The sequence below is a fragment of the Pseudomonas berkeleyensis genome (assembly GCF_014109765.1).
GTDB lineage: Bacteria > Pseudomonadota > Gammaproteobacteria > Pseudomonadales > Pseudomonadaceae > Aquipseudomonas > Aquipseudomonas berkeleyensis.
On sequence record NZ_CP059139.1, the window covers coordinates 3,416,889 to 3,431,890 of the forward strand.

General features: G+C 57.7%; 10 protein-coding genes. 6 read left to right on the forward strand and 4 right to left on the reverse strand.

Translation table 11 applies throughout. From position 1 onward, the window contains the following. Nucleotides 1-109: 109 nt before the first annotated feature. From HS968_RS15870 to HS968_RS15880, 3 genes are all read left to right on the forward strand, one after another. Nucleotides 110-1,021 (forward strand): urea transporter, encoded by a 912-nt coding sequence (locus HS968_RS15870; RefSeq protein ID WP_182367070.1) that lies wholly within the window; start codon nucleotides 110-112, stop codon nucleotides 1,019-1,021. Nucleotides 1,022-1,195: 174 nt separating this feature from the next. After that, nucleotides 1,196-2,221, forward strand: a complete 1,026-nt coding sequence (locus HS968_RS15875) for a DNA topoisomerase IB (protein ID WP_182367072.1) — start codon at nucleotides 1,196-1,198, stop codon at nucleotides 2,219-2,221. Nucleotides 2,222-2,370: 149 nt separating this feature from the next. Continuing rightward, on the forward strand, nucleotides 2,371-3,042 hold the full coding sequence (locus HS968_RS15880) for a helix-turn-helix transcriptional regulator (protein WP_182367074.1): 672 nt from the start codon (nucleotides 2,371-2,373) through the stop codon (nucleotides 3,040-3,042). On the opposite strand, the gene HS968_RS15885 is transcribed toward HS968_RS15880, so the two are convergent. Further along, nucleotides 3,025-3,930, reverse strand: a complete 906-nt coding sequence (locus HS968_RS15885) for a sterol desaturase family protein (protein WP_182367076.1) — start codon at nucleotides 3,928-3,930, stop codon at nucleotides 3,025-3,027. The two genes, HS968_RS15880 and HS968_RS15885, sit on opposite strands and share 18 nt — an antisense overlap. A 160-nt stretch (nucleotides 3,931-4,090) precedes the next feature. Here HS968_RS15885 and HS968_RS15890 point away from each other — a divergent pair, with 160 nt between their 5' ends. Then, nucleotides 4,091-4,480 (forward strand): hypothetical protein, encoded by a 390-nt coding sequence (locus tag HS968_RS15890; protein WP_182367078.1) that lies wholly within the window; start codon nucleotides 4,091-4,093, stop codon nucleotides 4,478-4,480. Nucleotides 4,481-4,989: 509 nt separating this feature from the next. Here the strand turns inward: HS968_RS15890 and HS968_RS15895 are convergent. Continuing rightward, the gene (locus HS968_RS15895) at nucleotides 4,990-5,451 is read right to left on the reverse strand and encodes a hypothetical protein (RefSeq protein WP_182367080.1); all 462 of its coding nucleotides are present in this window, start codon (nucleotides 5,449-5,451) and stop codon (nucleotides 4,990-4,992) included. Between the two features lie 708 nt (nucleotides 5,452-6,159). Between HS968_RS15895 and HS968_RS15900 the strand changes: the two genes are divergently transcribed. Next, a complete protein-coding gene (locus HS968_RS15900; RefSeq protein ID WP_182367082.1) occupies nucleotides 6,160-7,554 on the forward strand; it encodes a tyrosine-type recombinase/integrase in 1,395 nt (464 codons plus the stop codon). Between the two features lie 248 nt (nucleotides 7,555-7,802). Then, nucleotides 7,803-10,451: an ATP-binding domain-containing protein gene (locus HS968_RS15905; RefSeq protein WP_182367085.1), complete on the forward strand. Its 2,649-nt coding sequence runs from the start codon at nucleotides 7,803-7,805 to the stop codon at nucleotides 10,449-10,451. A 179-nt stretch (nucleotides 10,452-10,630) separates the two neighbouring features. On the opposite strand, the gene brxL is transcribed toward HS968_RS15905, so the two are convergent. Both brxL and pglZ read right to left on the reverse strand, forming a co-directional pair. Further along, entirely contained in the window at nucleotides 10,631-12,682 is a 2,052-nt protein-coding gene (gene brxL / locus HS968_RS15910; RefSeq protein WP_202884191.1) for a protease Lon-related BREX system protein BrxL, read from the reverse strand. Further along, nucleotides 12,679-15,000 (reverse strand): BREX-1 system phosphatase PglZ type B, encoded by a 2,322-nt coding sequence (gene pglZ / locus HS968_RS15915; RefSeq protein WP_182367087.1) that lies wholly within the window; start codon nucleotides 14,998-15,000, stop codon nucleotides 12,679-12,681. Before pglZ ends, brxL begins: the two co-directional genes overlap by 4 nt. Nucleotides 15,001-15,002 lie beyond the last annotated feature (2 nt).

Genomic DNA, 15,002 nt, shown 5'->3' on the forward strand with positions numbered 1-15,002 from the left:
GCACCTTCTGTACGGCGCACCCTACGTAACGCCTCCAAGCGGCACGGACAGCTCCCCTCTCCCGCCTGCGGGAGAGGGGCTGGGGGAGGGGGCTCTTGGCACAGACATCATGCCTCCACTACCAACCTCACACCCTGCCCTGCAAAGCCTGCGCGCCCTGCTCTGCGGCTTCGCCCAGATCTTCCTGCAGCAACACCCTGGCTGCGGCCTGCTGGTGCTGCTGGCGATTCTCATCGGCGCCCCTGATCTGCTGACCGGTGCTCTGCTCGGCGGCCTGACCTCGATGCTGATCGCACGACGCCGCGGCTACCCGCCAGCGGACATCGCCATCGGCCTGTACGGCTACAACGGTATCCTGCTCGGCCTGCTACTCAGCCTGAAACTGCCGTGGACACCGCTGTTGCCGCTGCTGATCATCACCAGCGCAGCCCTTTCCAGCCTGCTGCTGGCACCCTGGATGCGATGCATGCGCAAGCATGGCTGGCTGCCCGCGTTCACCTTTCCCTTCGTACTCCTCGGTTGGCTGTTGCTGACTCTGGTCGCCCAGTTGGAGCTGCCACTCGCAACGCCAGCCAGCGCGCCCGGTGCGCCGGAGCTGAACGCCCTGCAGTTGATGCTCGTGGTGCTGCGCGGCCTGGGCCAAGTCATCTTTCTCGACTCGCCCCTGGCTGGCCTGTGCCTGCTGATCGGCTTGCGCCTGGCCGATAGCCGCACGGCGCTGTGGGCATTAGTGGGCTCCAGCAGCGGCTCGGCACTGGCCCTGTTCTACGGTTGGCCCAGCGATGGCGCGCTGGCCGGCCTATACGGCTACAACGCCACCCTCGCCGCCATTGTCCTGGCCCAGGCTTATCGCTGCCCATTGGTTCCCGCCGTGGGGATTCTCCTTGCCCTGCTTCTGCAACCGGGTTTCAGCGCACTGGGTCTACCAGCCCTGACCATGCCCTTCATACTCGCCTGCTGGCTGGTAAAAGCCAGCGCGCGGAGCTGGCAACAGGCCATGAAGAGCAACGCATCATCCTGACGCCTGGCAGCAACTGCAGAGGCACCTCTGCAGCTCGTAAAGACGGAACTACCGCTGCGTTCGGCGGGCTAATGAATATCTGCCACGACGAGCGATACCCATGCCAAAAATCGTCCTCTACCCTGCCACTGCCCTGTCGCCTGCGGTCAGTGCCTCTTTTCAGGGTGCGTAGCGATGAGCATGGCGCCTGGCGACATCGATCTACCCGCCGACCTGCGCTATGTCGACGACAGCATGCCGGGCATCAGCCGCCGCAAGCTGCGTGGCAAGTTCTGCTATTTCGACAACCAGGGCCAACGCATCCGCGACAAGCGACAAGTGGCTCGGATCGATGCTCTGGCGATACCGCCCGCCTATACCGAGGTATGGATCTGCCCATTCGCCAACGGCCATTTGCAGGCAACCGGCCGCGATGCCCGCGGACGCAAGCAATACCGCTACCACGCGCGTTGGCGCGAAATCAGGGATGCGGACAAGTACGCTAGCCTGCTGGCATTCGGCAAGGCTTTGCCAGCGCTGCGTGAAGCACTGCAGCAGCACCTGAACCTACGCGAGCACCGCCGCGAGAAAGTGCTGGCGACCGTGATCATGCTGCTGGACAACACCCTGATCCGGGTCGGCAACGCCCGCTACGCACGGGAAAATCGCTCCTATGGCCTGACCACCCTGCGCAACCGTCACGTCGAGGTACAAGGCAGCACGATTCGCTTTCACTTCCGTGGCAAGAGCGGTATCGAACACGAGGTGCAGGTCAATGACCGCCGCCTGGCCCGCATCATCCAGCGTTGTCTGGAACTGCCCGGGCAGCACCTGTTCCAGTATCTGGATGAAGATGGCGAACGTCGCGCGGTGACCTCCACCGACATCAACGAGTATCTGCGTGAACTGACCGGCGCCGACTTCACCGCCAAGCACTACCGCACCTGGGCCGGCAGCGCACTGGCCCTGACGCTGCTGCGCGAGCTCGAGTGGCAACCGGAAAGCGCGGCCAAGAAACATGTGGTGGCCATGGTCAAGGAGGTGGCTGAGCAATTGCGCAATACGCCAGCTGTCTGCCGCAAGTGCTACATCCATCCCGCTCTGATCGAAGCCTTTCAGGCTGGCGATCTGGCCGGCATACGCCTGGCAACGCCGCGCAAGGGCCTGCGCATCGAAGAAAGCCTGTTGATGCGTTTTCTGGAGAAATTGCCGCCCGCCTGAGGCTGCCCTCTCTCCCGAGCGGGCTCCCACCAGCTTGTTGAAAGTCCATACACGCGGCTTCAGCAGGTATGATCGGCGCGGAATCACTCCGGCATACCCCGTATGAACGCAGCACTCGTTGACCTCGCCAACCTCGCGCGGGAAAGCCCATGAGCACCGGCTGGCAAGGGCGCCTCTGGCTGGCCAGGGACTATTGCCTGCTCGACGGCTGTGCGGGCGATACCCAGGCGCACGCCCATTACGCCCACCAGTTGATGCTGGTCCACGACGGCGAGCTACGTCTGATGGTCGATGGCAAGCTCGTGCAGGGCCGGCGCCTGCTGGTGCCCTCGATGCAACTGCATGCCTTCATCGAGCCAGGCCAGCCGATGCTGGCGTTGTACGCCGAACCTCTGGCGTTCCACCTGGCGCAACTGCAGGGCTGGCAAGTCGAAGCCCCGACAACGCCGCAGGCACTCATCGAGCAATTGCGTAATTGGCCGAGGCCAACACTGGATCGCCGGGTGGAACAGGCTCTGCTCGGCATCGATGCACTGTTGCTGGAAAAGATCGATGCCCTCGATCTGGCGAGCCAGGTTCGCTTGTCGCTCAGCCAACTGGAGCGCCTGTTCGGTGATCAGGTCGGCCTCTCCATCCGCCGACTGGTGCTCTGGCGGCGCCTACGCCTGGCGCTGGCCATGGTGCTGCGGGGCAGTAACCTCACCGACGCTGCCCATGCGGCAAACTTCGCTGACTCGGCACACTTCTCGCGCACGGTGCGCAGCCTGTTCGGCATCCAAGCGCGAACACTGCACAACCTGCAACTACAACTGATCGACTGAGCGGCGCAAACCGACCGGCAGAACGGGCACAGCGACGTGCCCGGCGCGGTCGACGAAGGGCTCGGCCAACTGCGCCAGATAATCGTCCGGGTAGTCCGGCTGACTACCGATCCCCAGATCATCACTGGCTACCTGGTAATCGGCGTGAAAGGCCGTGCCCAGCAGACGATCCCAGAAACTGAAGAACAGCGCGAAATTCACATCCCCCGCCCGGCCATAACGCAGGTGATGAAAACGGTGCACGGGCGCCCAGGCGAACAGGTGGCACAACGGGCCAATCCGCATGTCGACATTGCTGTGTTGCAACAACAACTGCACGCCGATAGCGAACGCCAGAACGCCAGCGATATCCACCGGCATGCCCAGCAGTATCAGCGGCAGCGTGCCGGCCAGTGCCTCCAGCCCCAGATGCAGCGGATGCTTCATCAATCCGTTGAGGCCATACATGCGCCGCACCGAGTGATGCACGGCGTGCAGGCGCCAGAGCCAGGCACTGCGGTGACTGAGCCAGTGCATCAGGGTGATGCCAAGGTCGGCGACAACGATCGCCATCAGCACCTGCAACCAGAACGGCCAGGCATGTGGCCAGAGCTCTAGGGTAGGTAGCAGCGTTGCGAGCAGCGGGATGCTCAGCACGCCCAGGCTGTTCAGTGTTTCGTTGACCAATGCATGCCAGCGGTCACGCCACGCATCGTGGCGCGGCTGATTCCATTCGGGCTGATAAGGCACCTGCGCCTCGACCAACGCAGACAGGCCGATGGCCAGCAACAGCAGAACCGGCAGGCACCACAGACCCAAGTGCCAGTAGCCCACCAGACAGATCGCCAGGGCGCTCAGGCCGAAGCTGAAACAGGGGGCGTAGAGATAACGAAGCAGTGCATGGCTCATGGTGTTCTCCTTGAAGATCGGAGCACACAGCCTGCGACCAGGCACCCGCTTCGGGCTTGAACAAACCACGCATCCTTGAAGCCGGTCATACCGAAGGCGGCCGCTGCCCGCTATAGTCGCGGCGACCACTTGAAGGCAGCCACCAAGGGACGATGCACAGATGAAAGGATGGATGCTGGGCCTGAGCCTGCAACTGCTGGCCGCACCGCTGCTGGCCGATGAAGTGATGACGGTGATCGGGCCAGTGGAGCAGATCGAAGTCCTCGAGATCGGCCAGGGCCCCAACACGGCCGTGGACAGTTGCAAGGACTACAGCGTGAGCGCGGAGGAAGTCGCCGATTTCCTACGCCACGCCATCGTCATCACCAACCGCCAGGAACACGACTGGTACCTCTACGGTCCCTGCTACGCCACAGGCACACTGACCAGCCGCTACGGCCAATGGCAATGGCTGCTACGCAACATGGGCACGGGCTGGCTGACGGCGGTCACCGGCGAAACCTTCGTGCTCGGTGATCCTCGGGAGGAATCGTCGCTGGAGGCGGAGTAGGCGGGAGATGACCAGGCGGGCTCCCTGGCACAGGAGAAAAAGGGACAGATTTATTTTTCGAGCTTCCGCTTAGGCCTGCCCTGACCGCATAGTTCAACCCGAAGACCTTGGATTCTCTCTATTTCATCCACGAAACGAGCACTTCCGGTTAGCTTCCCTCTGCAGTGCTGCACGAATCAAATCAATCGCACTTGATGGAACGGCTTGGCGCATGAATGCAATATAACGGATGCGACGCCTTTCAAGCGTGTCGCCCAGCGCGATGAAACAGGGAGTCTTTGTCCAGCCAATCGCTGTCCACCAGTTCAGGGGCAGACCAGCCATACAGCGCGCCCCTAGTCGGTAGATGTATCCATCGTCAGCAGGCAGTGCGAGACGGGTGAGTCGCCTGATGTCGTGAGTGTTTAGCTCGGTTGTCATGGTCGTGATTGAGCTGCCTGATCGGGTACGTGTAGAAGCCGAGTTCAGTGCTGCGAACCCGGACTGTGTTTTGCCGGTGAAGACTTGAGTTATTTGAGCTTGCTGCGCAGCCAGCTCATCACACTGATCAAGACTCTCAGCTTGCGATAGAAGTTGTCCGCTTCGATCAGGAAACCCAGTTCCTTGTGAAGCTGCACTATCTCGCTCATCACAGCCTTGTGCGCATCGGTACCAGCCTGGCCTGCGGCAACTATATCCTGCTCAACCTCGCACAGCCGGCGGTACCAGGCAATCTCGACTGCGTGGCGCACGAAATGGCGGCGGTTGAATATTCGGTGCTTGCCGAGCAAAAACAGGTAGGCCCCAAAACCTGCCAGAAAAACCTGCAACGAGCTGATCTCAAGCCCTTGAGCGTTCAGGAACTGGGCGATCTGTGGCGTTTGCCAGCAGCCGACCGCGAACAGCGCAGGCCAAAGGGCAATGGCGAGTAGCGCTTCGTTCGTATGTGGGGAACGTGTCAGTTGGCTGGGGATAAAGCGGAGACGGGTCATAGTAACTCCCGTTGGAAGGCTGTCATGGCACGAGGGGCCAGGACTCACTCAAGCTTCCGGTTTTGCCGAGGCTCGATGCAACTCAAGTGGATGCGTTTGGTACCCATCAGCAAGAAGGAGTGGCGCACTCAACACCTCGCTAGAGCGGCACTTCACCTTATGAGTCCAGCCCTCAGGCACAAGTGCCGGAGGTTTGCTCCAAGTTCATCGGCCAGGGATTTCTAGAGCCCGTCATCTCGTAGATTTGCGTGCTCGATGAGCGCAAGCGGCCTCGACAGAGCTGAAGTCAAGCATCGCTCCGTCGGCCAGCAGAATCGAAGCCCACAGGAACAACTGGCTCATAGCCTCTCACTCGATAGAGTGCAGCAAAAACCGCCGATGTGGCAAAAAGTGGGGCAAAATTCAGGAGCGTCTAAAAACCATTGTACATAAAAAATCCAGCCATCGTTAGATGGCTGGATTTTTAGGGTTTTTTGGTCGGGACGGAGTGATTCGAACACTCGACCCCTTGCACCCCATGCGCTTATTTAGTGGATTTCCATAGATCACCATAGACAACCGCAAACAACCTATAACCTAGTAATTACGGGGCTTTCAGGCTATTTTACCTTCCCGTGGCGTCCACTATCGTCCACCAGCAGCCAAGCGTTTCGGTGGCACAAAAGTGGCACAAAATTCGGACGCGAAAAATTTTACTAGGGGTAGAGTGTGGCCAAGCTGACGATCAAGCAACTGGAGGCTTTCACAGCTGAAGATCATGGAAAGGTCTTCCGAGAGGATGGAGGGCTGGTGGCCGAGGTGCGAGCTGGCGTACGCGGAGTCACTGTTCAATTCAGCTATGAATTCAAACTGGATGGCTCCAGAACCAGAAAGCGACTGGGCAGTTGGCCGAAGAAAAGCCTGGCGCAAATCCGAGCTGAGCGAGACGAAGCCCGGACTCTGGTTACGAAAGGCCTGCACCCTACCCTTGCCGCCAAAGCCGCACGGATCGAGGCACAAGCGGCCATTGTCGCTACGATTGCTGAGGCCGAACGTGAAGCCGCCGAAAACAAAACAGTGGCAGACCTGTTTGGCGAATGGATACGCGACGGCGTTTCTCGGCAGGATGGCAATGCTGAACTGATCCGCAGCTTCAAAAAAGACGTGCTCCCCCTCATTGGCAAGAAGCCGCTACGCAGCCTGACAGAGAAAGATTTACTCACCGTTCTACGCTCAGTCAAAGCACGCGGCCTGAACCGTACGGTCGTGATCCGCAGCAAGGACATCGGTCAGATGCTGCGCTGGGGAGAAAAGCGTAAGCCGTGGCGCACCCTGATGGCAGACGGCAACCCCGCCGACCTGATCGACGTCAACAAGCTGCTCGACCACGACTACGAAGAACAACGCGACCGCCTGCTTGCGCCGGATGAGATCCGCGAGCTACGCGATATCTTCGAACGCCTTGAGCGTGACTATGAGGCGCTACCCGCCGGCCAGAAATACTCAGGCATTCGCCCAGTCAACCTACGTGTCCAGTGTGCTGTATGGATCTGCTTGAGTACGCTTTGCCGTATCGGCGAGCTACTCAAATCCGAATGGCGCCACGTGGATCTGGAGAAAGGCACTTGGTTCATCCCGGCCGAAGCGACCAAGGGCCATAAGGGTAAGCGCCAGGATCACCACGTCTTTCTTTCAGCCTTTGCTCTTAAGCAATTCAAGCGACTGCACAAAGAAACCAGCGATACACCGTTCTGCTTCCCCAGCAAGGATGGAGAAAACCACGTCGACACCAAGACGGTCAGCAAGCTCATCGGAGACCGACAGTGCCGTTTCAAGAACCGCAGCAAGCCTCTGGCGGGCCGCCATCACGACGACTCGTTGGTACTGAGCAATGGCACCAAAGGTGAATGGACACCACATGACTTGCGCCGTACTGGTGCGACCATGATGCAAGAGCTGGGTGTCACACTGGAGATCATTGACCGCTGCCAGAACCACCTGCTAGGCGGATCCAAGGTACGCCGGCACTATCTACACCACGACTATGCGAAGGAGAAAACCGAGGCCTGGGGCATTTTGGGAGACCGTTTGGACGTAATTTTGGCATCCCGCTCAACAGACTAGGCTGCTTGCTCCTTTATGGAGACCGACCGCTCGTAGCTTGTCGTTTGTCAAAATGCTCTGGATCGGTACCTGGCATTCAATCGGACCTGCAGAATTTCTTTACATGTACGCATAGCCATGCTGGCTCTGTGCCCGCGAAGCAGATATGGTTTAGCGGTTTAAACATTGGCCTCGGCGCAGAGCAGGGTTCCGCATACCACTGCCTTCAAAACTTTGAGGCACGGAAAACTAGAACAGGGAGAGCCTCAATGAGTGCAAGCGAAGCAGTCGAACTTGCCAATAACGCGCTGGGCGTCATTCAGGAAATCGAGAACCGCGCCTCCGAAAAATTGGCCAACCGGGGCAGCGATGCTACGGGCGCCTTAGCTGCAATCAACACATTTAACGGCTCCACGGTTGTTGATCGCATCGCCGCTATCACCGACAGCGTGACCCAGTCGCTTCTTAACCTGGTTCGCGAACCAGCCATTTCCCGCGTCACCGTTGAGAGGGACGATGGCGAAATAGATACCTACTATATCTGTCGTACAACAGGAATCTCGCTGAACGGGGCGAAACTCGCAAGCTATCGAACTGATCTTGGTCGTCTGGCCTCCCGCGGCGCCGGTGACGAAGTGGAAGTTCAGATCGGTGACACACGGGTTGTACTGCGCGTTCTAGAAAACCTGGAGCTGAAGCCCAACAAGGCTGATGGTCAGTGGGACTCTATCGGGGGAATTTGGCGACGTGAGGATGAACCGCCCCAGACCATCCCCTCTTTACGCAAGCTGATCGCGCCCCATGATCAGGACGATTTTGCGGCAATGCTGGCTGGAAACACTGACGACGAACAAAAATTCGTCGAAGGTCTAAGGCACCAGATTCGTAGTGCCATGGCGCTGCGTGACCAGGCGATCCTGGATAAATTCCAGGACGATATTTTCCGCTTACCGATTGATCGTCAATTGATCATTCTTGGCCCACCGGGCACCGGCAAGACCACCACGCTGATTAAACGCCTAGGTCAGAAGCTTGACTGGGAGGCTTTGGACGAGCACGAACGCTCCTTGCTGAATGCAGCCCATTACCGCTCACGCTGGGTGATGTTCACCCCTTCGGAACTCCTCAAGCATTACGTCAAGGAAGCCTTCAGCCGAGAAAATGTCCCGGCCTCCGATGAACACATTAAGACTTGGGCTAAGCGCCGACATGAGCTAGCAAGATCAGTATTCGGCATCTTGAAAACCAATACCGGCGGCACGTTCATCCTCAAAGAAGACCGCCATCATTGCGGTACGGAGACCATCGACGACCCTTGCCATTGGTTCGATGCAGTTAAAGCTTTTCATCGTCACCGGATTATCAAAGACTTGCAGGAGGGTGCGGCCCTACTTAGTGACTCGGCTCCAGAGCATACCCGACCAGTTGTTGATCAAGTACTGAGCGCGGTCCCGAATACAGAATCAGGGCAATTGCTCGAAGCCTATGCTGCCTGGAATGATTTGGAAGATCGGATCGAGCCATTGCTTAGGGCAAGCCGCGAGAAGACAGACAAACTCATCAGAGAACAAGGCAACCTTCTCTACAACAAGAATAAAAAAGTATTTTCTGAACTCGCCAGTTTTTTGGATTCGCTCGGGCAAAGCGACGACGAAGATGATGACGGCGAAGAGTTTGATGACGATAGCGGCGAAGAAACTACACAGCCTTCGCATAATGAGGTGCAGAAAGCGTTCTTGGCATTCCAACGCTTCTTACAAAGCTATGCCCGCAGCCGCTACCGCGGACGTAGTCTGGGCAAGACCAGTCGGGCTGCACGCATTCGGGACTGGCTCGACGAACGCGTGCCCTCAGATGAGTGGCTGAAGAGCCTGGGCGGCGAGATGACCTTCCAGAATGCGCTACGCCGTTTCCGTAATGCCTGGAAACGCTACGTTTTGGACGTTCCGATCAGTTACCGAGCGTTTCGTCGTCAGTGCCTTCTTGATCAGACGTACGGATATCAACGCCCTGAAAGCCCTACCCACATCGACACTACAGAACTCGACGCGATTCTCCTTCTGATGCTCAGCTCGGCTCGAGAGCTGATCCAACAGGACTTCGTGAGGCGCCATCTCGATCAACCTAGGTTTACCGAGCTACTCAGAATCTCGAACCAATTTCAGTACCAGGTACTGGTCGATGAAGCGACCGACTTTTCAGCGCTTCAGCTCGCCTGCATGGAAAACTTGAGCGACCCTCGCACCAGATCGTTCTTTGCTTGCGGGGACTTCAACCAGCGGATCACCGGCAATGGCCTGCGAAATCTTGAGCAATTGCAATGGATATCTGATCGCCTGAGGTATCGGCGCATCAACACGGTGTATCGACAGAGCCGACTGTTGAACGCATTCGCCAGCGAGCTGCTTAGCCTGATGGGGGGCGACCTTGAGGCTTCCGGCAACCTGCCAGAGCATTCAACCCACGAAGGAGTTATGCCGGCCCTGGCAGAGAATCTTGATAGCAAGTCTATCTCCAGCTGGCTGGCGGATCGAATTGGTGAGATTGAGCGGCTGGTTCGTGAAATGCCGAGCATTGCCGTGTTGGTTCCCTCGGAAAAACATGTGAAGCCGATGGCTGAAGCCCTAACGGAGCAGCTGGAGTCCATAAACCTGCGTGCAGTCGCGTGTGTCGACGGCCAGACCTTGGGAGACGAGACGGACGTCCGTGTGTTCGATATGCAGCATATCAAGGGTCTTGAGTTCGAGGCGGTCTTCTTTGTCGGTGTCGACGAACTCGCGACGACGAAGCCAGAACTATTCGAGCGCTACTTGTATGTTGGCGCAACCCGAGCCGCAACATATCTGGGAGTGACCTGCCATCATGCCCTGCCGGCACGCTTGAAAGCGCTTCAACAGAGATTTGTCGAAAGCTGGTAAGTAGGCCAGGAAGCTTCCTGAGCTGAGGAATCTGTTACCTCAGGAAGCCCCCAATTATTCAACTCTCTGATTACAACAGCTTAAAGGGCTTGGAAGACCAATACCAACAAAGCCCTACCTTCCACTGCACGATCGAGCTCGGTAACTAGCGAGGATCATGGACACGACTGACTTACAACCTACTCCACAATCGCCTTCAAAAACGCGTCCCTAGCATCCTGATAGAACTGGATATCAATCTTCGTGGCCATGTCATCAGACAGGTCATAGAGCTGACGCCGGCAGGTGACCGGCATCAGTAGGGCACTAGCCCCCTTCTCTACCGCCAACTCGGCGATGCTCACCGGGTTAAGCACAGGCTCGATAGACCCACCTAGGTTGATCTCGCCCACCACAATCAACCCGCCCCGAACAGACTTCTTCAGCAGGCTGCTACACATCGCAATCAGAGCCGCGACACCGAGCTTGGAGCCGCGCTTGGCCGCATCAAAAGCGCGCAGCTGGACAGTGAACTCATGCGCGCGAGGATCGCGATCTCCAATCAGTTGTGAGGCACGAGCGTACAGGTTTTGCTCTGCGTAGCGGACCGACTCTTTGAAAGCTGGCGGCACTGGATTATTGAGGATCTTCACCCCAGAACCTGGCCCTTCGTTGACCTCAATCCGGTACAGGCCCGCGTTATCATCGATTTCTGCCCCGCCCTCACTGATTGTCCAGATCTGGCCAGGCTCTAGGGGGTCATCCCCGATCTCGTTATCCGCACGCAGCTCAGGGGTCGCAACGAATTTCTCGACACCGTCATCACCAATGAAGTAGCTGAAGTGGGTGTTTCGAAACTCAGCAGAACCAATACGCTTCTGCTGCTCTTTGACCCGGCGGCGCACCTCAAGAGCAAGGCGCGTTGCCCACTCAAGGTCTTCATCTGAAATCGTCTGAGATGAATCGGGATAGAGCAGCTTGAGAAGTCCGGACACCGTCTTGTTCACCGCATTGGTATCTCGGCCGCTCAAAGCGCCGCCCAGATGGACTCGGTTCTGCAGCGCACTGACCCTGCTCTCATAGCGAAGACGGCTCAAGCACTCCGAGAAGAAATCACTCACTAACCCGAAATGATCGGTGGTCAGCTCGCGATTCATCTTGGGCACATCCCAGCCAGGTAGGAAGCAGTGAATCCGGTCCATCCAGGCGGTGTCATCACGCATTTCCTGAGGCAGCGGCCCAAACAGATGCCCCACTCGCTGCTGATGCTCAACGTCTACATCGAAATTTCCCACGAAGACCAGCGAACCATCGGCACGGATGCTCTCCTTACCGCGGCTGAATTCGCCAGACTCCATGTACCCTTTCATGATGTTGATGCCTTCCTTCGAGTCGAAGGAAATACCGCTGATCTCGTCAAAGCAGACCACGTCGTACTGACACACCAAACCTCGCTGTCCACTGGCGTTGTTGACGAACATCTTGGCAATAGTTGCCTTGCCACCTGAGATTAGATGCGCATAGGGAGAGACCTGTTGAAACAGATGGCTCTTACCCGTACCGCGCGGCCCCAGCTCAACCAGGTTGTAGTTCCGTTCAACGAAAGGAACCATGCGGAGCAGTAGCGCATCCTTGGCTCGGGCATCCAGTCTCTCAGGCTCGAGGCCGATAGATCTAAGCAGAAAATCCTTCCACTCCTCACTACTGAAAGACTTTCGCGCCTCTCCAAGGGTGTCGAGCACATCGCGCTTCGAAAGCTGAATGGGCCGCAGGTCTTGCACGCCAAACGGATTGCCTCGCTCCTCCGCTATCGCGGGGTCGTACTCCAGCGTGATTTCCGCATAGAAACCACCCGTGAGAAGGCGTTCGTTATCGTCCACTAACTTGTCTGCGATGCGAACGTTTGTGAGCTGCACGCTGGGCAGACTTGCGAGATAACCGTTGTCTTTCTGACTGAAGCGCGCACTCACAAGATCAATCAACTTCACCGTGCCGTTCTTGTATGCACGTGCCTTGAACAGCTCCTCCTCGCCGGCCTTAACGGTCCGGGAGGAGAGCTGACGCTCTACGATCTCGATACCCTCTTCGATCTCATCAGGATCGGTGCTGGCGCAGTATCGGCCCAACAAAAACTCGACAACATAGGTCGGCACAGGGAATTGCCTGGCAAAGGTCCTAACCAGATCTTTGCGGACGATATATCCCTCAAAGGCTGCCGCAGCTTTCGAGTCAAGAATGTCCAGTTCGATCACGCTTCTTCTCCAACCAAGGTCGCCTGCTTAGCGAGCACATTCCCCGCGCTGTCTAGAACAACTACGATGACTGCATCCCCCTCCCGATCATCGTCCTCCACCGGCAGGCTGCACTTGCCCCCCTTGAGGCTTTTGGCACGCACAAGCGAGCTTGCCGGATCCGCAGGGCTACTGCGCAGATCGACACTCAGATCAGCGGCTGTACTTTGTACCTCTACGCGACAGGTCAAGCCCAACCACTGCACCTTTGTGATAGCGGCGGCACTGAGCTTCAACGACGGCGCAGCGGTGCTGAGCACCTCGATGATTGGCGTCAAACACTCCTGCAGGCTCAAACCGCCGTGATCGTAGTGACGCCCAGCAAGGAAGGCACTGGCTCCAGGTGCAACGGCAATGGTTTGCTCTAGATTCCAGCGCCAATTGACGGTGGGCAGAGAGGTCTGGACGGTGCCCTTGATTTCAGCACAGCGAGCCCAGCGCACTTCTGCAAGGTGCTTGGGTAGATCGACTTTAGCCATCGGCTGTGGCGTCAAAAGCCAACCGTGATCCGTGACGATACGGATTTTTCGCCAGCCGGCCTGCAGCAGCTCCTCAACGCGCAGGTATACGTCCTGCAGCAGAGAATCAATCCGGCCTGCCAGACGCAGATTGTCTGTGTGGCCTGCTTCATCGATATTGCCGGTTTGCACCCAGGCCAATCCTTGCGGATCACCATTCTCCTCAGCCCCCAGGACTTGCCAACCGCCCTCTTCCATTAACTTGCGGAAGTAATAAGCGCTCAGCGGCTTGTCCTCAGTCTTCAAGCTGGGCTGGAAGTCAGTATCGGTTGTACGCCCCGTTACCTGATGATGAATCGGCATCACGGCAGCTTTAGCCGTGGCCGTCACCGAAGGCAGCGCAGCCCAATTTGTCCGCTGCCTAACATCACCCAAGCTTTGCAGACGAACTGCCAAACGCTGCGCTACGTCATAGCGCAGTCCATCGACAAAGAAAACGACCTCACTGGAGGTTTGATAGGTGGCAACAGCTTCATTGACACCGTCGCTCCCTGGGTAGCCTTTCGCTCTCACCAGCTGCTGGAAGTTCAGCGCCGTCTCGTGCAGCCAGGGCGTATACAGGCTGTTAAGGATATCCCTCACCACCAACTGAACTGACGGCTCTCGGGCCATCGCCAGGGCTCGAAGCTGAGCATCGTCAACGATCCAATAATGGCTCCGATAATGCTCGGCCATTTCCTCGGGGGTAGTGCCGGAAAGACCACTGCCAGCAACTGTTTTAGCAATCAGCACCAGCGGCTCGAGCAACTGGGCAATAGGCGCTAACCCCATCTCGGCCCATACCCATGACCGACGCACACCGTGGTGGGCATCAAGGTCAATAAGCCCCTTACGCAGCTCGTTGCTACCGCAAGTGGAAAGCGAACGCAGCTGCGCCAGCAGATCGTTTTCCTGCTGCTGGTTATAGCTTGGATAGGTCGAGACATCCGCTGCTAGATCTGGCTGGCAGCGCATCAAGACACTCGGCAACCTTGAAAAAGCAGCGGTGTTCTCAATGAACCGTTCCCAGACGCGTGCCCAGGGCCCCAGCCGGGCGCAAAGATTCTCTGCCGCGACCAGATCGCCATCTTTCTCGGGATGAACCAAAAATTCGCTATGGCAGATGCCGACAAAGGCATCCCAACGGGCTCCAGCCCAACTGGCCTGCACAGCCTGGCTGTCACTGAGCCACGTCAGCACATCTCGTACGCTATCGGTACTGAGAAGCTGGTTGAAGTCACTGGCCTCCAGTCGTCGGCCTTGGAGCTGTGAAACATCAGTATCGAGTAATGGTTCGAGCGCACGCAGCATTGCTGTTTGGGTTTTGGCATCCTGCGCAACATCCAGCCCCAAGCCACCAGTGCGAGAAATCAGAAATGCATTGACGGTCCAGTCCTTGGCGTTCACCTGGCTCCACAGCACGCCCCGATACTGCAGCTCAGCCAATGGTTGTAGATCTACAGGACATGCAGTGATCGCCCGCAAATCCTGCCGACTCACACCCGGCAAGTAGATGATCGGGGTTTGGCCGACCGGTAAAGAGATCTCAGGCAACGCATCTGCGATTACGCACTTGAGCCATATGGCTGGGCCTTGACGGTGATCGGGCTTATAGCTTCCGAGCGAAAAAAGCTCCGGAAGCGCGCTTTGGAGTTGACCAAGCACAGGCAACCACTCGCGATCCTTGTCAGGCCAAAGGATCGCTGTAGGTGCAACCTGGGAACTGGCGTTGTACTGCGCTGCAGCACGAAGGCTCGCAGCCAAAGCCTCAAGTACGGTCATCA

Coding starts and splice junctions, on each gene's coding strand:
- HS968_RS15870 (WP_182367070.1), top strand. CDS start 110: ATGCCTCCACTACCAACCTCACACCCTGCCCTGCAAAGCCTGCGCGCC.
- HS968_RS15880 (WP_182367074.1), top strand. CDS start 2,371: ATGAGCACCGGCTGGCAAGGGCGCCTCTGGCTGGCCAGGGACTATTGC.
- HS968_RS15895 (WP_182367080.1), bottom strand. CDS start 5,451: ATGACCCGTCTCCGCTTTATCCCCAGCCAACTGACACGTTCCCCACAT.
- HS968_RS15890 (WP_182367078.1), top strand. CDS start 4,091: ATGAAAGGATGGATGCTGGGCCTGAGCCTGCAACTGCTGGCCGCACCG.
- pglZ (WP_182367087.1), bottom strand. CDS start 15,000: ATGACCGTACTTGAGGCTTTGGCTGCGAGCCTTCGTGCTGCAGCGCAG.
- HS968_RS15905 (WP_182367085.1), top strand. CDS start 7,803: ATGAGTGCAAGCGAAGCAGTCGAACTTGCCAATAACGCGCTGGGCGTC.
- HS968_RS15885 (WP_182367076.1), bottom strand. CDS start 3,930: ATGAGCCATGCACTGCTTCGTTATCTCTACGCCCCCTGTTTCAGCTTC.
- HS968_RS15875 (WP_182367072.1), top strand. CDS start 1,196: ATGAGCATGGCGCCTGGCGACATCGATCTACCCGCCGACCTGCGCTAT.